Annotated in this window: 27 protein-coding genes, 1 tRNA gene and 2 pseudogenes; 20 read left to right on the top strand and 10 right to left on the bottom strand. The window is 44.7% G+C overall.

Features of this window, described 5'->3' with window-relative positions:
- Nucleotides 1-913 (bottom strand): annotated as a pseudogene (locus Q3A68_RS20165) (hypothetical protein); the annotation flags it as partial.
- Between the two features lie 655 nt (nt 914-1,568).
- On the opposite strand from Q3A68_RS20165, the gene Q3A68_RS20170 reads away from it, so the two are divergent.
- From Q3A68_RS20170 to Q3A68_RS20200, 7 genes are all read left to right on the top strand, one after another.
- Entirely contained in the window at nt 1,569-2,279 is a 711-nt protein-coding gene (locus Q3A68_RS20170) for a LytR/AlgR family response regulator transcription factor (protein ID WP_302902940.1), read from the top strand.
- Between the two features lie 867 nt (nt 2,280-3,146).
- Nucleotides 3,147-3,758, top strand: a complete 612-nt coding sequence (locus Q3A68_RS20175) for a Crp/Fnr family transcriptional regulator (protein WP_302902941.1) — start codon at nt 3,147-3,149, stop codon at nt 3,756-3,758.
- A gap of 156 nt (nt 3,759-3,914) precedes the next feature.
- Nucleotides 3,915-4,190, top strand: coding sequence for a rhodanese-like domain-containing protein (locus Q3A68_RS20180; RefSeq protein ID WP_302902942.1), 276 nt, complete (start codon nt 3,915-3,917; stop codon nt 4,188-4,190).
- 12 nt (nt 4,191-4,202) lie between these two features.
- Entirely contained in the window at nt 4,203-4,517 is a 315-nt protein-coding gene (locus Q3A68_RS20185) for a rhodanese-like domain-containing protein (RefSeq protein ID WP_302902943.1), read from the top strand.
- Nucleotides 4,514-4,732 carry a hypothetical protein gene (locus Q3A68_RS20190; RefSeq protein ID WP_302902944.1) on the top strand — a complete coding sequence of 73 codons (219 nt, stop codon included), beginning with the start codon at nt 4,514-4,516 and terminating at the stop codon, nt 4,730-4,732. The genes Q3A68_RS20185 and Q3A68_RS20190 overlap by 4 nt, the downstream gene beginning before the upstream one ends.
- Nucleotides 4,733-4,779: 47 nt before the next feature.
- Nucleotides 4,780-5,235: an OsmC family protein gene (locus tag Q3A68_RS20195; RefSeq protein WP_302902945.1), complete on the top strand. Its 456-nt coding sequence runs from the start codon at nt 4,780-4,782 to the stop codon at nt 5,233-5,235.
- A 130-nt stretch (nt 5,236-5,365) separates the two neighbouring features.
- Nucleotides 5,366-5,439 (top strand) — tRNA-Pro (locus Q3A68_RS20200).
- A 313-nt stretch (nt 5,440-5,752) separates the two neighbouring features.
- Here the strand turns inward: Q3A68_RS20200 and Q3A68_RS20205 are convergent.
- On the bottom strand, nt 5,753-6,163 hold the full coding sequence (locus tag Q3A68_RS20205; RefSeq protein WP_302902946.1) for a type I restriction endonuclease subunit R, EcoR124 family: 411 nt from the start codon (nt 6,161-6,163) through the stop codon (nt 5,753-5,755).
- Complete coding sequence (locus Q3A68_RS20210) at nt 6,160-6,309, bottom strand: UPF0758 domain-containing protein (protein WP_302902947.1); 150 nt, start codon at nt 6,307-6,309, stop codon at nt 6,160-6,162. The genes Q3A68_RS20205 and Q3A68_RS20210 overlap by 4 nt, the downstream gene beginning before the upstream one ends.
- Nucleotides 6,310-6,457: 148 nt before the next feature.
- On the opposite strand from Q3A68_RS20210, the gene Q3A68_RS20215 reads away from it, so the two are divergent.
- Nucleotides 6,458-6,700: a hypothetical protein gene (locus Q3A68_RS20215; protein WP_302902948.1), complete on the top strand. Its 243-nt coding sequence runs from the start codon at nt 6,458-6,460 to the stop codon at nt 6,698-6,700.
- A gap of 25 nt (nt 6,701-6,725) precedes the next feature.
- Here the strand turns inward: Q3A68_RS20215 and Q3A68_RS20220 are convergent, their stop codons facing one another.
- Nucleotides 6,726-6,950, bottom strand: a complete 225-nt coding sequence (locus Q3A68_RS20220; RefSeq protein WP_302902949.1) for a magnesium chelatase subunit ChlI family protein — start codon at nt 6,948-6,950, stop codon at nt 6,726-6,728.
- Nucleotides 6,951-6,972: 22 nt separating this feature from the next.
- Entirely contained in the window at nt 6,973-7,185 is a 213-nt protein-coding gene (locus Q3A68_RS20225; protein ID WP_302902950.1) for a single-stranded DNA-binding protein, read from the bottom strand.
- 149 nt (nt 7,186-7,334) lie between these two features.
- On the opposite strand from Q3A68_RS20225, the gene Q3A68_RS20230 reads away from it, so the two are divergent.
- Genes Q3A68_RS20230 through Q3A68_RS20240 form a run of 3 tightly spaced genes read left to right on the top strand, consistent with a single transcriptional unit; the run spans nt 7,335 to nt 8,504 of the window.
- Nucleotides 7,335-7,595 carry a hypothetical protein gene (locus Q3A68_RS20230; protein WP_302902951.1) on the top strand — a complete coding sequence of 87 codons (261 nt, stop codon included), beginning with the start codon at nt 7,335-7,337 and terminating at the stop codon, nt 7,593-7,595.
- A gap of 1 nt (nt 7,596) precedes the next feature.
- Nucleotides 7,597-7,824: a hypothetical protein gene (locus Q3A68_RS20235; RefSeq protein WP_302902952.1), complete on the top strand. Its 228-nt coding sequence runs from the start codon at nt 7,597-7,599 to the stop codon at nt 7,822-7,824.
- A gap of 53 nt (nt 7,825-7,877) precedes the next feature.
- Nucleotides 7,878-8,504, top strand: coding sequence for a TetR/AcrR family transcriptional regulator (locus Q3A68_RS20240; RefSeq protein WP_302902953.1), 627 nt, complete (start codon nt 7,878-7,880; stop codon nt 8,502-8,504).
- Nucleotides 8,505-8,650: 146 nt separating this feature from the next.
- Here the strand turns inward: Q3A68_RS20240 and Q3A68_RS20245 are convergent, their stop codons facing one another.
- From Q3A68_RS20245 to Q3A68_RS23245, 4 genes and pseudogenes are all read right to left on the bottom strand, one after another.
- Nucleotides 8,651-8,878 (bottom strand): KTSC domain-containing protein, encoded by a 228-nt coding sequence (locus tag Q3A68_RS20245; protein ID WP_302902954.1) that lies wholly within the window; start codon nt 8,876-8,878, stop codon nt 8,651-8,653.
- Between the two features lies 1 nt (nt 8,879).
- Entirely contained in the window at nt 8,880-9,074 is a 195-nt protein-coding gene (locus tag Q3A68_RS20250; RefSeq protein ID WP_302902955.1) for a DUF2188 domain-containing protein, read from the bottom strand.
- Between the two features lie 16 nt (nt 9,075-9,090).
- On the bottom strand, nt 9,091-9,282 hold the full coding sequence (locus Q3A68_RS20255) for a hypothetical protein (protein WP_302902956.1): 192 nt from the start codon (nt 9,280-9,282) through the stop codon (nt 9,091-9,093).
- A gap of 254 nt (nt 9,283-9,536) precedes the next feature.
- Nucleotides 9,537-9,650, bottom strand: a pseudogene (locus tag Q3A68_RS23245) (hypothetical protein); the annotation flags it as partial.
- Between the two features lie 9 nt (nt 9,651-9,659).
- Between Q3A68_RS23245 and ku the strand changes: the two are divergent.
- The 8 genes from ku (at nt 9,660) to Q3A68_RS20300 (ending at nt 16,001) form a co-directional block, all read left to right on the top strand.
- On the top strand, nt 9,660-10,430 hold the full coding sequence (gene ku / locus Q3A68_RS20265; RefSeq protein ID WP_302902958.1) for a non-homologous end joining protein Ku: 771 nt from the start codon (nt 9,660-9,662) through the stop codon (nt 10,428-10,430).
- A 14-nt stretch (nt 10,431-10,444) separates the two neighbouring features.
- A complete protein-coding gene (locus Q3A68_RS20270; RefSeq protein ID WP_302902959.1) occupies nt 10,445-10,690 on the top strand; it encodes a hypothetical protein in 246 nt (81 codons plus the stop codon).
- The gene (locus tag Q3A68_RS20275; protein ID WP_302902960.1) at nt 10,690-11,400 is read left to right on the top strand and encodes an SDR family NAD(P)-dependent oxidoreductase; all 711 of its coding nucleotides are present in this window, start codon (nt 10,690-10,692) and stop codon (nt 11,398-11,400) included. The genes Q3A68_RS20270 and Q3A68_RS20275 overlap by 1 nt, the downstream gene beginning before the upstream one ends.
- Nucleotides 11,400-11,885, top strand: coding sequence for a hypothetical protein (locus Q3A68_RS20280; protein WP_302902961.1), 486 nt, complete (start codon nt 11,400-11,402; stop codon nt 11,883-11,885). Before Q3A68_RS20275 ends, Q3A68_RS20280 begins: the two co-directional genes overlap by 1 nt.
- A 145-nt stretch (nt 11,886-12,030) precedes the next feature.
- On the top strand, nt 12,031-13,017 hold the full coding sequence (locus Q3A68_RS20285) for a helix-turn-helix transcriptional regulator (RefSeq protein ID WP_302902962.1): 987 nt from the start codon (nt 12,031-12,033) through the stop codon (nt 13,015-13,017).
- 229 nt (nt 13,018-13,246) lie between these two features.
- A complete protein-coding gene (locus tag Q3A68_RS20290; protein WP_302902963.1) occupies nt 13,247-14,332 on the top strand; it encodes an alkene reductase in 1,086 nt (361 codons plus the stop codon).
- Between the two features lie 13 nt (nt 14,333-14,345).
- Entirely contained in the window at nt 14,346-15,236 is an 891-nt protein-coding gene (locus Q3A68_RS20295; RefSeq protein WP_302902964.1) for an NmrA family NAD(P)-binding protein, read from the top strand.
- A gap of 204 nt (nt 15,237-15,440) precedes the next feature.
- Entirely contained in the window at nt 15,441-16,001 is a 561-nt protein-coding gene (locus Q3A68_RS20300) for a diacylglycerol/lipid kinase family protein (protein ID WP_302903022.1), read from the top strand.
- On the opposite strand, the gene Q3A68_RS20305 is transcribed toward Q3A68_RS20300, so the two are convergent.
- Complete coding sequence (locus tag Q3A68_RS20305; protein WP_302902965.1) at nt 15,998-16,570, bottom strand: dihydrofolate reductase family protein; 573 nt, start codon at nt 16,568-16,570, stop codon at nt 15,998-16,000. The genes Q3A68_RS20300 and Q3A68_RS20305 overlap by 4 nt on opposite strands.
- Before the next feature lie 172 nt (nt 16,571-16,742).
- On the opposite strand from Q3A68_RS20305, the gene Q3A68_RS20310 reads away from it, so the two are divergent.
- Nucleotides 16,743-17,936 (top strand): PQQ-dependent sugar dehydrogenase, encoded by a 1,194-nt coding sequence (locus Q3A68_RS20310; protein WP_302902966.1) that lies wholly within the window; start codon nt 16,743-16,745, stop codon nt 17,934-17,936.
- Nucleotides 17,937-17,944 lie beyond the last annotated feature (8 nt).

Consider the following 17,944-nt stretch of genomic DNA (forward strand, 5'->3'; position numbering starts at 1 on the left):
CTATCGGGCCTTGAGCACCAGTCGAACCAGTTGCTCCTGTCAAACCTATTGGACCTTGAGCACCGGTTGCTCCAGTAACCCCACTGGGGCCTGTTAAACCTATCGGGCCTTGAGCACCAGTCGAACCAGTTGCTCCTGTCAAACCTATTGGACCTTGAGCACCGGTTGCTCCAGTAGCACCACTAGCTCCTGTCAAACCTATTGGACCTTGAGCACCGGTTGCTCCAGTAACCCCACTGGGGCCTGTTAAACCAATCGGGCCCTGCGGGCCAGTAGCTCCCGTAGTACCAGCAGGACCAATGGCCCCAGTTAAACCTATTGGGCCTTGTGGACCAGTAGCACCTGTTAAACCTATTGGGCCTTGAGGACCTATTGCCCCGGTCGATCCAGCGGGACCGGTAGCGCCTGTTAAACCAGTCGGGCCCTGTGGGCCAGCTGGCCCTGCGGATCCATTTATATTTGTCCAGCTATTTGTTGTAGGATTAAATACCCAGGCGCCGCTATCATTGGTTACAATCGTGGTTCCTGCTCCCGGACCACCAGGTTGCCCTGGGGTGCCTGGGACGCCAGTTTTACCTGGCTCAGCTTCAACAATAACGCCTCCGGAAACACCTTTGCAAAACACCCATTTGGTGCCGTCATTGTAGTAAACACCTGGTACAACATCATTACCAGAAGCTGTATTATAAACCATCATACCAATGACGTGGGCTGATAATGGAGATGGGTTTGTTGTTTGAACCAATGCAACCCTTGCTATTAAGAAGCCCTTATTATTGCTCTCCAATTCGAGCAACGCATCTTTATTGGGTAAATTTCCGTTCGATAATGTTCCATCCTTTACCTTTTGCTGCGCGGCCAAGGATAAAGCAAACAACATAAATAATGAGAATAGTTGTAGATGTTTTTTCATGCACTGTGATTAAGGTAGATTATTCCGACTTATCTGTAACAATTTGATAAATCAATTCAAATTCAAAAATTTGGGGAACTGCAAAATAAACTCCGGCGGACTAAAAATTTCGAGGGTTTCGACACATAGTAATATAATGACGACAGAAAGAATCTATGAATAGATAAGGCATAGATGATATTTAACAGCAACACGCAGCGTTTGGGAAAATATTTTTTCTAAATAAATCTGAAGTAAAAATTCAAGTTAAGATGGCATAAAATAACGTGTTTATTTTCAGTAGAATAATGACGAAACAATTTTGAGTAGCCTGAAAGTTGGCCAGTTTTAAAGATGATATCAAATTATGCGTAATAAATCGACTAATTACGGTATTGAATCGATAGATTGAATATTTAGATCGATGAGGCTTAAGTGTTTATTCTATTTCGTCTCCAACAAGGCAATTTAACTACGAAAAACAAAAACAATTTTATTGTATTGTAAAACAAACACTAAGGTTCTTTTACATTTAACTGACAGAATATTTATTTACATTTAAGGAATGATATTTGTCTTTATGACAGTTTTAAATAAGAAAATATTTTTGCAGTCAGGTGCGAATCAGGCGAATATTTAATATAATAACTCTTTTATGCTAATAAACTGTATTGTTGTGGATGATGATGAAACGGCAATGTCTCTAACTCGCGATTTTATTAATAAGACCCCATTTCTGAATCTTTTATCTTTCTACAATAACCCATTGAATGCACTGAGTGCACTGGGAAACGACGACCTTCAGCTTGTTTTTCTTGATGTTAATATGCCTGGTTTGAATGGTATTGAACTAGCTCAAATTATCAACGGCCAAAAAAAAACTCATAGGCCACACATAATTTTCATTTCTGGGTATGAACGATATGCAATTGATGGTTATAAAGTAAATGCAATTGATTATCTTCTAAAACCTGTTGATTATGAGGATTTTGCAAGGGCTGCGTTTAAGGCTAAAGTAATTATTGAGGACGCCAGCAAAAGGGTAAAGGATACGAACTACATTGCTGATGATTTTCTCTTTCTGAGAGTAGAATATGAATTGATTAAGGTTTACCTAAAAAACATACTCTATATTGAAGGATTTAAGGATTATGTTAAGATTTATTCAACTAATGTCAATGGATACATTAAATCGCTAATAACGATGAAAAACCTTGAAGAGAAATTGCCTCTACACTCTTTTATACGAATACATCGGTCATTTATCGTATCTCTAGACAAGATTGATTCCATCACCACCAATATGATAAGAATTGGTAAAACTACAATACCTATCAGCCCTCAATATAAAGAGAATTTCAAAAAGCACGTAGATCAATGGTTCTAATAATCGAGGCGTTTTTCTAAAATTCTTTTCGAATATTGATTATCCTTTGAAGTTGGGTGAATTTAGAGATTTTGTGAACACTATGTTTAATGCCTAAGTTGTTTTCCAACCGCGGGTTGAGCTTACCGAAAAATATCCTAAATATTTTATATTATTTTATCAGGGAATAAATAAGAGTCCTTACATTGGAGTAATAAGATTCGCAATTAGTCTGTTTCAAATAAGTGGTGAGTATTTAGGTGAGTAAGAGAAGAAACAGTGAAAATGAGAACACATTAATTGATAAAATTAATGAGGCAGGAAATAATTAAATGTTACATCTTATTTAGCTGAATATATTTCTTTGATTATTGCCAAAATAGTACATAAGTGTTCTAACCGGCTCCCTTTATCTCCGCAATATATTAAGGATAGGCTTTAGCATAATGCTAAGGCCATTTTTATTGCAGGAAAATTAAATGACTACTCATTGCAGGATAGTGTTTCAATATCGTGCTTTATATCTGCGGGTAGAAGGTCATTTACCACGAGTATTGAAACGTTGTGTAACCCTTGTAACACTACACAATCCTTAATTTTAAGTTTAGCTTTCTTAAAAAATGTTTTGTGCTTTTTCTCCAATTTTTTTAGGCAGTCAAGTACTAACTCTCTTTCACCCATCAGATCATAGTCGCTCATAATGATAGTTTTTAAATGCCTGAGGAAATATCGGGCCTTTATTGTTTTAAAAAAATGATAGAGGTCACGTTTTCGTAATAATTGTGTACCAATTAGCTTATATCTTAGGAGTTTTTGTTGTATGTGTTTGCAGTAAACTGATCTTTAGACCATATATTTAACTGCACTTTTGTTAATTACCAATGTTGTATGACTACGGCTATTTTCTCCGATCCTAATTTATTAGCAGAACTTAAAAAGTTTGCAAGGACAAAACATCTAAAACAAGGTGAAGTTTTAATTGTGCCTGGCGATAAAATATTTTTTGTGCCAATTGTGCAGAGGGGAGTTTTGAGGATCGTAAGGCAAGGCGAAGACGGGAGGGAGGTGTTCTTGTATCACTTATATCCCGGCCAAACATGTGCCATGGCTATGAACTGTTGCCAATCGCACAAAGAAAGCATGATCAAGGCCGTTGCAGAAGATGACACCGAGGTGTTGCAGATTCCCGTAAACATGCTTGAGGACTGGTTTAAATATCCTGAATGGAAAGCTTTTGTAAATAATACCTACGGCAATCGTTTCGCTGAGCTGATGGACGTGATCGACCTGATCGCGTTCCATAATATGGATAAACAAGTGCAGCATTATTTGCAGGAGAGAGCCAGGGCTACAAATTCAAAAACAATACAAGTTACTCATCAAGAAATAGCCGATGAGTTACATACTCATCGTGAGGCCGTAAGCAGGCTGCTTAGGAATATGGAGCAAAAGAAGATGCTAAGGCTTGGCAGGAACTCGATTGAGCTTTTAAACTTCTGACAATTTTTTTTTCATAACACTTTTCCTGAAAACTTAGCGGATTGAATGCGATCTGTTTACGCCGCCTATTATTTAAAATAATTCGGCTTATCCAACAAATGTTCCAGTCGCTGCCATTTTGTATAGCGAATTTTGAATCAAACAAAATGTTAAAAAATGAATACGATATCAGAATTATTAAAATCGGGGGCAAAGGTTGTAGACGTAAGAACCCCGGCTGAGTATACTGAAGGGCACTTTGAACACAGCATTAATATTCCGCTGAACGAGTTGTCAAACTATACAGATGAGCTTAAGAAGATGAAAGGTATTATTGTTTGTTGTGCATCAGGCATCAGAAGCAATAAAGCAGCTAATTTGATGAAGGTGCATGGGATTGATTGTCTGGATGGCGGCTCGTGGATGAATTTGAATTATTTGACGACCATTTAACTGATTGCAAAAATGTTTGATAAAATTAAAAAAATATTAGGTATTGGCCCTAAGGTCGATTTTGGTGAATTAATAGCTAATGGTGCCGTGATTGTCGATGTACGTTCGTCAGGTGAATATTCTTTCGGGCATTTGAACAAGTCGGTCAATATGCCGTTAGACACACTCAAAGTGAAACTGGGAAAACTAAAAAAAGATACCCCGGTAATTACTTGTTGTGCATCGGGGATGAGGAGTAGCATGGCGAAGAAGATTCTGCTGGCCAATGGATTTAAACAGGTGCACAATGGAGGCAGTTGGTTTAACTTAAAACGGTACGAAGAATGATCACATTAAAACAGCGATTATTCAGCAATTGGCATTTCATGCGCATTGCGAGACTTGTGCTTTCCGTTGTGCTTTTGGTGATGTCAGTACAGGATAAAGATCTTGCCATGGGAGGCTTGGGTTTATTCTTCCTGATTACCACGATAGCAGGGCTGGGCTGCTGTGGGCCTCAGGGATGTAGCACTCCCGAAAGAAATGCCGAACAAATGAAATAACAATAAATAACCCTTACAAGAAGATCAAAAATTAAAAAGAAATTGAAATGAATAATATAGAACACGAATATGTAGTGGAGGTGAATTGGAAAAATGACAGGCTGGGCGTGTTGTACTCACCTGAATTGACAGGTAAAGTAGACGTAGCTACACCGCCTCAATTTAATAAAGGCATTGAAAAGATATGGTCGCCTGAGCATTTGTTTACTGCAGCGGTAAATAGCTGTTTGATGACCACTTTCCTGGCAATTGCGGAAAACTCAAAACTGGAGTTTGAAAATTTTACCTCGAAGTCGCTTGGCAAGCTCGAAATGGTTGATGGGAAATATATGATGAGCGAAGTAACGCTGGTGCCGACACTAACAATAAGTAAGGAAGGCGATCGTGAAAGGGCGTTACGTGTGCTTCAAAAATCGGAAGCAGCATGTTTAATATCCAATTCTATTAAATCAGAAATTGTTTTTAAGCCCGAAATTGTAGTGAAATCAAGAGCAGCGGCCTGATTAACAAAATGATAGCTTGGGTAAAGTAGGAAGGGGGAGCTCACGGGTAAAAAGTATGCATAATGTGCGGTTGATTTTTTTTTAAAAATATTTGTGAACAAAATATTAAATCTTACTTTTGCAGCCCCGACGGGGTGTAGCGTAGCCCGGTATCGCGCCACATTTGGGATGTGGAGGCCGCAGGTTCGAATCCTGCCACCCCGACGAAAGCGATACCAAACAAGTATCAAAACCCTGTAAATGTCTCATTTACAGGGTTTTTTATTTTATTCAAATCCTTTTCAGTACATACTATTCCTTGCTTTATGCGAACAAAAAGGTGAACAGATTACGTTTTTTAGATTTGTTCACCAGAAAGGGTTTAACTATATGATGTTCAATTGGTTACATCATTTAAATTAGACTGAAAAAGACGCATTTAGATCACTTTTTTGCCTTTCCAGTTTTCCGGTGAACAGTTTTGGCTATAACAGTTCAAAACAATTTTTAATTAATCTAAAAATCTGGAAAGATGAGATCAACAAACACATTCGGAATTCACTTTGTGCTGATCAACCTCAAATATCACATCATCCCAATCAATGGTGGAGGCCTCTTTTTCATTAGCGGACTTTTGATGGCGTAACCAATCGCGAATATCATTATAAGTTGACCGGTAATCTTGAACGGTGCGCTCAAAGGGAATCCCGATTAACTTCATTGCGGCTATGTTGTCATCACTTAAATAGTACTTGGCTTTAAATTCCTCTAATGCTTCGGGATTCGTTATATCAATATGTTGCAAAGCCTTCAATCCAGCAAATTCGTCATAGTTTTGCATGGCCTTGATTTTGCTGATGCCTTTTAGTTCGGCGATTTGATCCACGGTCATGGCTCCAAGCGTGGATATCTTATCGTTGATGTGCCCGATCAATGTCTTGCATATCATGACCAGCGGAATAGCCTGGCCCCGGATCGCAGGATGATTGCGATGAGTTCAGCATTGCTTAACCCGGTAGGACCTATTTGCATAAATTTTGCTCTTGGGCGGTCAGCTGCTGACAGCTCGTTGATGTTTTTCAGGCGGATGTTCATGACTTAACAGCTGACTCCCAGGTTCCCGCTTGCGTGCCGGCCGAGGAGCATCGTGATTGCCTCTACGAAGAAGGGCAGCTGATCTTCAAATAGAATGATATGTCTTAACCGGAAGAGGCGGCAGAACTAGGGCGCTGATGAGGTGGAAATGGAGCAATTGAGTGTCCCGGATTACATCACCCGTATACAGGAGATCTTGTTGAACAACAGTCGGATTTTGGAAGGCTTATGCAGTGAAAAGAAAGCGGGCTGGATCAGGATGCGCGATCTTATCGGGAAGGGCTTCAACACGAAATTCATGATCAGCGTAGCGGAACCGACTGAATCAGGCGGGTGTATGATTTCTGTTTTGACTATGCCTATTGTGAGGAAGATGGGTTCGTTATTGTGATCTGTCGCAAGCGCGACGAAGTCACTTAGGATCCAAAGTATTCGCCGTCAAAGCAACGGTAGGTGATCGCTTCAGAAAGATGGATAAGCCTAATGTTAGCAGACTGGTCAAGGTCAGCAATGGTGCGCGCAATTTTTAGGATGCGGTCGTGAGACCGTGCGGAAAGACGTTGATTCTCCATGGCTTGCATCAACAGTTCTTGTTCTATCACATCTAACTTGCAATGTTTTTTCATTTGCTCGGCGGTCATGTTTGCGTTTATGGTGCCTCCGTTACAGGTATTTCTCCGCCAGTGCAGCCTGTTTTTCCCACAAAATGATCTGGTGCCTGGTGGTTTCGGTGACGCGTTCACCCTGACTATTTTTGCGGTAACTGTTCGTGGCCAGGTTCAGCTTTGCAAATTTTTTTTGGTTCCAGGTGAGTTTGATCTCAGGAGCGCCGCCCAAAAATTCCGTCAGGCGAACGCTGTTGTTTAGCGTATTCATTTTTCTCATGTTATATGCCGGCGAATTCCGGTGAAACAAAAGTGCGCAGGCGCTTTTCGAATTGACGTACAATAAACGAGTAAAAGCGTTTTTAAACGAGTACAACCATATCTTTGCCGCATGGAAATTTCAAAATCGGCCGGAGTGAAATGGGTGAGGGCAGAACATTTATGATGTTGTTGCCGGTTACTTATCAAAATAAAGAATTAGAGCTGGAGTTTGATATTCAGCGGGGCTATGTTACCCGGGTAGGTGTGAAAATTGGTGAAACGGTAGTGATTTTTGAACCGGATGAGGAAGGGAATTACCGGGCCTTGGTGACATTGGAGGAAATGGCAAAGGCAAAAGAACTCAGTATCGCCTTGTTGCAGGCGATCGCTTCGCAACTGGAAAAACTTTCAATAGGTTAGTATGATCACTTTTTATGACTTTAATGAATTGGATGAGGTGGGTAAAGCAGGGGCGGTTTTTACGAAGGAGTTGTTTGTGGACGATCGTGATGAAGGCGGATTGAAGGTGCAGCTTTACAGGTTAAATAACTTTTATGTAGAGGTGTTTTATGATGCAGAGGCAAATAAGATCACGCGTTATCACGCTTTTAAATCGGTAGGGCAACTGGCAAATTATCTGCGCCTGTAAAATATTTTGAGTTATCTACCACCTGGTAAGATAATCGTTCGTGTCTTCAATTTATGCCAGGAAAAAGAACTTCGGATGAACGTAAGTTTAAACTCATCAAGGCCGTCGGGGACACGCTGACGGAAAAGGGCTATGAGGCTTTCGGGTTAAATAAGATCGCTGCCAGTGCCGGTGTAAGCAAGCCGATGATCTATGAGTATTTTGGGAGCCTTAATCGTTTGTTGAAGGCTTATATCGCGGGAAAGGATTCCTGGATGCCTTATTTGGAAACTTTGCAGTTACCGGAGCATCCGACCAGTGAAGAATTAAAAAACTGTTTTATCACCATGTTGCAAGACCAGTTTCGTTTCTTCCACCAGGAAAAGGAGATGCGACGATTGGTGCATTGGCAGATCCGAAGTTATAATCCGCTGATGCGGGCGACTTGCGAGGCGAGGGAGCGGGAAGGTGCGCGCATATTGAAATTGGCAGATGATCATTTTCGGAAAAGCGGAATCAGTCTGAAGGCAGTGATGGCCATGTTAGTTGGTGGAATTTATCATAATGTGCTGCATGACACGGCAGGGTTGGGGACGATGGCAGGGATCGACCTCAAGAATGACAAGGACCTCGATATCATGCTTAAGACGATCGCACAAATCGTTGAATGGGCATTTAATGCAGCTGCAAAAGAAAATTAGATTTTTATTCGTTATCTACCAACTGGGTAGAAAACCATGTCGATATTTGAGTTACTAAGCAGCCATTCGGGCTGTGATGTGATAAAGTTTAGGATAAAATCCCCAAGCAGCGTGTGCAAGGGGATTTTTATTTCATAAGTTTATTTCTATTTGAACATTTCCGTCTGCGTATGACCGGGCGTCACATCTTTGAAGGGGTATTTCCCTTTAATGTGCCTGTTAAACCATATGCCTTTAACCATCGTTGCCCGCATTTCTTTATATACCTTCTCTGGTACGTTCAGGTATTGGTAAATCTTACCCGAATGATACTGGATCTCCAGCGTTTGCTGGTCAGCATCATATGCATAGCCGGCAATAACTGCGGAAGGCATATTATTTCCCTTTTGCCGCAATTTCTTCCGGGTGGTTTTTAAAATGAGCGCGTGCCCGCTTTAATCCGGTCGCGATCGCTTCACCTTCATTTCCGGTCGTCTTCAACACTTCGTTTGCGATCTCTACCGCTTTTTCGCGGAGGTATTGGGGTTGGTTTTTATAAGATGGCGGGTAATCGCCTTTTGGCCATGGCATAGCTGTATTTTTTAGGTTAAACTTCTGTTTGATTTAATTCGGAACCGCGCTGATCCGGCTGCTGCGGAAGTTCCTGCTGTTCATCCGGCGGCGCTTCCTGTGGTACCGGAGGCCCTTGCGGATCGTTCGGCTGCTGCACTTCCGGAGGGGACGGCTGGACCGGAGCTTCCTGTGGTTCGTTCGGTATGGTATCGTGTTGTTTGTCCATTATCAAATGTTATTTAAAGAACAACGAATAGAAACTTAACTGGTTTGAAATATGTTTATCGGCCATAATAAGAGATAAACAATTGTGTCGGTTGGCAGTTGTTCTAATATGGAAAATTACCCGATCACGGTCAGCAAAGACGAGGAGGTACATCATTTTGAAGTGGGTGAGTATGTTCATCATTTGGGTGATAAGTGTAAATACCGGGTTTTCGAAAATGGTAAATTCGTCGCCAGCTTCACCCCGGACGACCATCATTTTTTGCATATCTGCGAGAATCCCGCGAATATAGATGAAGAAATCCTGTACATGCTGGCCGACCAGATCGAAGCGCACCATCCGCAGGGCATCAATGATAATATTAGAAAATTAAAGCTATGAGAAGTATCTGGACGGGCTCTATTGGCTTCGGCCTGGTGAGCATTCCGATTAAACTATATTCAGCAGTGCAGGAAACGCGGCTTGACCTGGACATGCTGGACAGCCGTGACCATGCGCATATCAAGTTTCAGCGCGTGAATGAGAACACGAAAAAAGAGGTGCCTTACGACAAGATCGTCAAAGGCTACAAATATGATGATGATTATGTGATCATTGAAGATGCCGATTTTGAGGCTGCGGCACCTGAAAAGAGCAAGGTGATCGAGATCGAAAGCTTTGTGGAAGTCGCTTCGGTCAATCCTATGTATTACGAAACCTCGTATTACACGGAGCCTGCCACTAAAAAAAACAAAGCATACGCTTTATTATTAGCAGCCCTCAAAAAATCCGGCAAAGCGGGACTGGCCCGGTTTGTATTGCGAAGTACGGAAAGCCTGTGTATAGTGCATCCCGTCGATAAGGATATCGTAGTGACCCGTATCCGCTTCCAGCAGCAGTTACGCGACCAGGGCGAGCTCAAATTGGATGATGATGTTACCGTAAGCGATAAAGAATTGAAAATGGGTCTGGCGCTGATCGAGCAGTACGCCGAACCGCTGGACCTCTCCAAGTATAAAGACGAGTACCACACCGAGCTGATCAACATCATTGAACAAAAAGCTAAGGGAAAACGTCCGACTATAAAGAAACTGAAACCGAAAGCAGCCAAAGGCGATGATCTGTACGATCAGCTGATGAGCAGCTTAAATGTTAAAAAAGGGGCCTGAAAAACAACAAAAACATGAAAAATCTATTTGAAAGAGATCATTACAAAACGACCGTTTTGGCCGGCGCTATACTTAGCCTAGCTGCCGCGGGCGTTGCCTACCTGCTCCTTAGCGATAAGGGCACAAGCACCCGGGGGGGACTGAAGAAAAAGATCAGTTCAATTGCAAAAGATGCAGCTGTGAACGCAATAAGTAAGAAAACAAAAATCAAAAAGAAAGCCGTTAAGGCTGTAGCTGACCGTGTTGTAAAAACCGACTAATGGCAAAAATATTTATTACCGGATCTGCGGACGGCTTAGGCCAGATGGCCGCAAGGCAATTGATTAAAGAAGGGCACGAAGTCGTATTGCATGCCCGAAGTATGGCACGCGGGATACAGGCTATGAAGGCCTTACCTGGTGCAAAAGATGTGCTGATAGGCGATCTATCGGATATTGAAGAAACCAAAGCATTGGCGGAAAAGGCCAATGCACTTGGCATTTTTGATGCGGTGATACATAATGCGGGTGTTTACCAAACCGGGTCGATGCTGTTATTGCACGTCAATACTTTGGCGCCCTATGCCCTGACAGGCTTGATGGCGAAACCAAAACGGCTGATCTATCTGAGTTCAGGGATGCATTTATCCGGGCACCCGCAATGGACGGACAGCCCCTCGTATTCCGACACCAAATTGCATGTCTTAATGCTGGTCAAAGCGCTTGCCCGCAAATGGCCCGAAGTTTATGCCAATGCGGTAGATCCGGGCTGGGTGCCGACAAAGATGGGCGGCGCAGGTGCACCCGATGATCTGGAGCAGGGATACCGAACCCAGGTCTGGCTCGCAGTAAGCGATGACCCGGGTGCAATAGTCAGTGGGCAATACTTTCATCATGGCAAGCCCGCCCGTTTTAACCCGGCTGCAGACGACCCCGGCATGCAGGACAAGTTACTGACAGGGTGCGCACGCCTGACCGGTGTCTCCCTTTGATGCGTATCGCCGACCAACGCCATTTTGCAATTAGCCCATTGGTCCTAATAAAACTATTTGCCGTTATCCTGATTTATACCATTATGCCGCTTAGTACCCAAATTATTTATCTTTTTGTATTGGCCCTGCCCATAGCCTGCATCGCATGGACGGTCACCCATGAGGAAGTTTTTAAGGAGCCACGCGAATTTTGTGCGCGGCGATGCAGGGAGAGCAAGACGCTGGCCATCCGCAAATTCTTCTATTTATTTACCTGCGAGTATTGCTTCAGCCACTATGTAACGATCGGGTTGCTGGTGATTACCGGCTACAAGCTTTTATTCGATGATTGGAGGGGGTACCTTGTCAGCGGCTTTGCATTGGTGTTTGTGGCAAACGTTTATATGAGCTTGTATGCGCTTACCCGCATTGACCTTAAAAAAATAAAGTTGGAGGCCCTTGAAGCTGAAAAGAAAAATCGGCCTAAAACTGATGGACGGGTTTGAACGGTGAAATATGGTGCCGCGCTGCATCAAAAAGATTTTTTTAGTTTCATATCATGTTAAACAGGTACCAGGGTTGTTGCCGTATCATACAATCATGGCTTTTAATTTTTAATTTCGGTAATACAATATTAAAAAAATCACCCGAATGATCTTCAGTTTTTCCGCCACACCCGATTTTGATTTTCTAAACCATTTCGCCCGCCATATTGGTGCGCCCGTGGAAAACAATGTCCTGCGGATACCAGGAGCCTTGGGTAATGGGTATATCCGCAAAATGAACTTCGGGCCTGATTTTAAGATCACTCTTCATCACTATCAGCTCGTCGAAGACCTGGTCATTCGGCGGAACACGTCAGGCTTGGGAAACGAACTAATCACAGTGTTCTTTTATAGTAATGAGGATGGGCTCGAGATCGCGTTTAACAACGATCCGGAGGTTCGCTTCTCCGGGCGGGAAGAGGCGGCTATCCAAGTCACCTCTAATGACCTGAGCTCAACCATTCGTTTTCCCGCCGGGCACCAGGTAAATTACATCGTTATTGCCATTAAGCCGGCCTACCTGAAAGTGTTGCTGGCCGTGGATAAGCCGAATCCGACCTTACAAACCATTACCACCAGCGGCAGTTCGTTTCTCTTTTTTGAAAACATGACTGCAGAAACAAAATCGCTGCTGAAACAAATTGCGGCCGTGGATATGCAGGATGGATTGAGCCACTTTTACACGCAGATTAAGGTGCAGGAACTGCTGTACCTGCTTTTTCAGCAACTGGCCTTACGCCAGGGCAGTGCTCAATACCGCATGAATAGTGCTGATGTCGAGCGGCTGTTGTTTATCCGCAATGAAATCCTGAGTGACCTGAGCGTAACACCGGTACTGGGTGAACTCGCGCGACTGGCTGCTATGAGCGAAACCAAACTCAAGCAGCTTTTTAAACAGACCTTCGGCGATACCATCTACAATTATTACCAGCGTGCCCGAATGGAGGAAGCTGCTTTTATGCTGAAGCAAGGCAAGCATTCGGTTGCCGGGGTGGGTTATGAACTGGGCTTTAGCAATCTTAGCCATTTTAGCCGCCTTTTTGAAAAACATTACGGTTTTACTCCTAAACGTTTTTCTGCCCAGGTTAATTAAATATCCGGATTGGGGATATTTCTGTTCCCCCAGCGTGAGAATTTATTGGCATTTGTCACCACGTAATACCGGAAGTAACAGCGGAATAGATTTTGCCATTGCGGAAGGATCGCTTGCAATTAAAAAGTGTTGTTCATCTTGCCGGATTGAGCTGATTTTACGCCCTTTTGGGCTATTATCAGCATGCATTTAGCGCCAATTTTGCTTTGTAAATCAAACACACTGCAAAATGAAAAAGCTGTTCATGCCTTACATTAAAGGCTCGCTCCAATTGAAAAACCACGTGGTGATGGCGCCGATGACCCGCAGCCGCGCCATTAATAATGTGCCCAGCGCACTGATGGCCACTTATTATAAGCAGCGGTCAGGCGCAGGGCTGATCATTACCGAAGGCACTTCGCCCAGCCCTGAGGGTTTAGGTTATCCGCGTATACCCGGTATCTTTTCTCAAGAACAAGTGGACAGCTGGAAACTGGTAACAGATGCTGTTCATCAGGGCGGCTCAAAAATCTTTTTGCAAATTATGCATACCGGCCGGGTGGCTTATGTTGGAAACCTGCCGGCAGGTCACTATCCTGTTGGAATTTCTGATATTAAAGCTGCCGGAGAGATCTATACCGACACCGATGGCATGCAGGAATATTCGGTTCCCGCAGCGCTTGACACCGATGGGATAGCCAGAATTATCGACGACCATGTTAAAGCCGCAAAAAATGCTATAGCTGCCGGCTTTGACGGAATAGAGCTGCACGGCGCACATGGTTATCTGCTGGAGCAATCATTAAACCCCCACGTCAATAACCGCACTGATAATTACGGCGGATCAATCGAAAACCGCAGTCGCATGCTGCTGGAAATTGCGCAGGGGATTGCTGCTGCCATCGGCGTTGATAAGGTAGGTTTACGGATATCGCCCTACCTGACCTCTAATGACATGGCTGCTTATGATAACAATGAAGTGCACCAAACCTATGTTTACCTGGCAGAGAAAATGAACCACCTGGGTATTGCTTACCTGCATATCTCCAACAACCCGGGCATTCCGGTAAAGACCCACCAGGTTATCCGGGAAACTTTCAAAAATACCATCATTTACTGTAACGGCTTCACGTCGGAAACCGCCGAAGCCACACTTCAGGATGGCGCGGCAGACCTTGTAGCCTTTGGCAGAAGTTTTTTAGCCAACCCGGATTTTATCGGGCGGCTGAAAAAAAACGCGCCATTAAACGACCCGGACTATAATACCCTTTATACCCCCGGCGAAGCCGGCTATACGGACTATCCCATATTAAATCAATCGTCAATCACCATTTAAAACAATCTATATCATGAAAATTACAACAACAGGCTCATTAGGGAATGTGGCCAAACCATTAGTACAAAAACTGATTGCAACTGGTCATGAAGTAACCGTGATCAGCACTAAAGAAGACAAAAAAACCGAAATAGAAGCTTTGGGCGCAAAAGCGGCCATAGGTTCCATCACCGACCTGGAATTTTTAACGGAGGCGTTTACTGGCGTCGACGCGGTCTACACCATGATGCCACCATCAATGGGAGCAACAAACATGATCCAAAACATTGCTGCTGCAGGACAAGTGTATGTAAACGCGATAAAAGCGGCAAATGTCAACCGGGTGGTGTTGTTGAGCAGTGTGGGTGCCGATGCCACAGAAGGAACCGGTCCTGTCGGCGGTGTTCATCGCGTAGAGCAGATCTTTCACGATCAGTTAACGAACATCAACGTTACGGTAATACGCTCAGGCTTTTTCTATGTGAACTTTTTCCGGGATATCCCGTTGATCAAGAACAGGGGCATCTTCGGCAACAACTATAGTGGCGAGGACAGGTTGGCCTTAACCCATTCCGAAGACCTTTCTTCTGCAATCGCCGAAGAGCTTCAGGCTAATGGCAATGGTTTCGAGGTAAAATATATGGTCAGTGATATGGCGACCGGTAACGAATTGGCAGAGCTGTTCGGAAAAACAATCGGCAAACCAGACCTTACCTGGACAGAAATACCTGATGAGCAATTAAAACAAGGTATGCTTTCCGGCGGATTGCCCCCTGAATTAGCCGGGTTGATCACTGAACTTGGCCAGGGAGTAAAAGCCGGAATTGTGATGAAAGATTTTTTTGCTAAAGGCGGCGAGGCCAATGGAAAGACCAAATTAGTGCAATTTGCAGAAGAGTTTAAAAACAAGTACGCACAGGCTTAAAGCGACCAAACCGAGAGGCGCGTTTTGCCGCTTCCCGATAGTTTAGATCAACATCCCAGGAAATTCCGTGGTAAGTTAAGCCGTAATTGTCCCGGAATTGGCATTAGCCAAACCATTGTTTTATCCGGCCATATTTCCAGCGGTTCTAAACTTATCGACCGATTGCTTGTTGCCCAAGGGTGAAATTTAAAACACATCTATTTTATCATCAATCCGGCATCCTCCAAGGAAGAACCGCTGCTATCCTATATCAACCGCGTTTTTACAGGCAGCAAAACCGATTGGGAGGTGTCCCTGACGAAAAAGAATAACGGCGCAACGGAAATCGCCCGCTCACTTGTCGGCAAGACCGACCTGGTGGCGGTGTATGGCGGCGATGGTAGTGTCACTGCGGTAGCTGCAGCCCTGCATGGTTCCAGTTTACCGATCGCGATAATTCCGGGTGGTACGGCGAATGTCATGGCCAAAGAACTGACGGTGCCGCTGGATACCATGGAAGCACTGGAATTGCTCAGGGACGGAAACCACGAAATAAAAGCGGTGGATATGGGCACCGTCAATGGCAGACCCTTCCTTCTGCGGGTAAACCTGGGCATTATGGCGGATATGGTTACTGAAGCGGACCTCAATTTGAAAAACAAGTTCGGCCAGCTTGCTTATGACGTCACTGCGCTGCAAACAGCAATCGCGGCTAATCCGGTCAACTATGAGCTCCGCATCGACGGCCGCAACCTGGCGGTTACCGGAGTCGGCTTAAATTGTTAATCTTTTTTAAGTGGACCTAAATGCCTGTAGGTATTGATCAGCAGGCCAGTTGGTGTGCTTTTTGATTCCACGAACTCCAGTTGCCGGGCGTCTATGCTGTCGGCCAAAATGCGTTTGCCCCGTCCGAGGATCACCGGGTAGGTGATGAGCACAACTTCATCCACTAATCCTTTGTCAAGTAGTAATGAGGTCAAGGTGGAACTTCCAACAACAATGATCTCCGCGCCTTCAGAAGATTTGAGTTTTTGAATGGCTTCTACCGTGTTTTTATCCAATGCCTGGAACGGACCCCAGGTTAAATCCTCCGGGTTGTGCGTAACTACATATTTGATTGCGGCATTGATGGCATTGGCCATCGGGAAATCACCCGCATTGGGCCAGAAATTGCTGAAGATGTCGTAAGTGGTACGTCCCAGCAGCAGGTCAAAGCCGGGGCCGTACGCTTCGAAAAGTATGGCCGCGCCTTGCGGGCTGCGATAGGGGGTTGTCCAGGCGCCATATTCATAGGGGGCATCGTGTTCGATCACGCCATCAAGCGAGATATGTTCGAATATTCTGATTTTTCTCATTGGCATCTTGTTTTAATTACAATCCAAAGGTGGAGATAATAATCCCTGTTCGTGACCTGCAAAACCGACAATACGAGGGGCGGATTGCGACAACGGGCTTTTACCTCTCGATTTGGCCATAAACATATCCGGCCTGAATTTGTAGTTAGAGCGAGACTTTAATACATAATCTATGTCAACTAAGTTCCTCACATTTTCATTTTTAGGGATCGTCTTTGCTGTGCAAGCATTCGCCCAGACCGGCGAGCCGGTCGAAAAGAATAAGGCCAACAGTGATTATAAGCCGGCTTTTCCAGGGCAAACCCGTATTGGCAGCGTCAAAACCAGGACACCTTATAGGGCTACAGTTATCAATAGCAAGCTGAACGGCCCCTGGGGCATCCATGTACTGCCGGATGGCCGCCTGCTTATCAGCAGTAAACCGGGCAAGATGCAGATCCTGACTACAAAGGGCGAGATCGTGAAGACCATTAGCGGGTTCCCGAGGGTGCAGTTCGAGGGACAGGGCGGTTTGCTGGACGTTACCATCGATCCGCTCTTTTCGCAGAACCGCATGATATACTGGACGTATGCGCAGCCGGGCAATGACGGCGCTACATTAGCTGTAGCCAAAGGCAAACTGTCTGAGGACGAAACGAAACTGGAAAACGTCAAGGTGATTTGGGAAGCTGCACCGCGGTACAGAGGCGCCGGACAATTTGGTTCGCGTATCGTATTTGATAAGGAAGGCAACCTTTTTGTTACCTCGGGTGACCGGCAGTCCAACGATATCCGCGTGAAGGCGCAGGATCTCAGTGCGACTACGGGCAAGATCATCCACATTACCAAAGATGGCAAGCCGGTCGCTACAAATCCTTTCATCAATAAACCCAATGCCAAACCCGAAATATACGCTTACGGCTTTCGTAACCAGGACGGCCTGGCGATCAACCCCGCGACCGGCGGACTTTGGGAAGTGGAATTTGGGCCGCGTGGCGGCGACGAGGTCAACCTGATCAAACCGGGCGGCAATTACGGCTGGCCCTACGTAACCTACGGCATCGAATACGGCGGCCAGAAGGTCTACGACGGCATCCAGCAAAAAGAAGGGACCATTCAACCCGTTTATTATTGGGATCCGGTGATCTCGCCCGGCTGCATGATGTTCTATACCGGCAATATCGCTGAATGGAAAAACAATATGTTCATCGGCGCGCTGAGCGGGCAGCACATCGCCCGCCTGGTCATCAAAGATAATAAAGTAGTGGGAGAGGAGCGCCTGCTCGCCGATAAGAACGAGCGCTGGCGCTGCATCGCCACCGGCAAAGACGGCGCCGTCTACGCCGCGACCGATGGCGGCAAACTGTACCGTATCGCTGCACAATAAAGAAAAAC

It is taken from the genome of Mucilaginibacter tolerans, assembly GCF_030519375.1.
In the GTDB taxonomy this organism is placed as follows: Bacteria; Bacteroidota; Bacteroidia; order Sphingobacteriales; family Sphingobacteriaceae; genus Mucilaginibacter.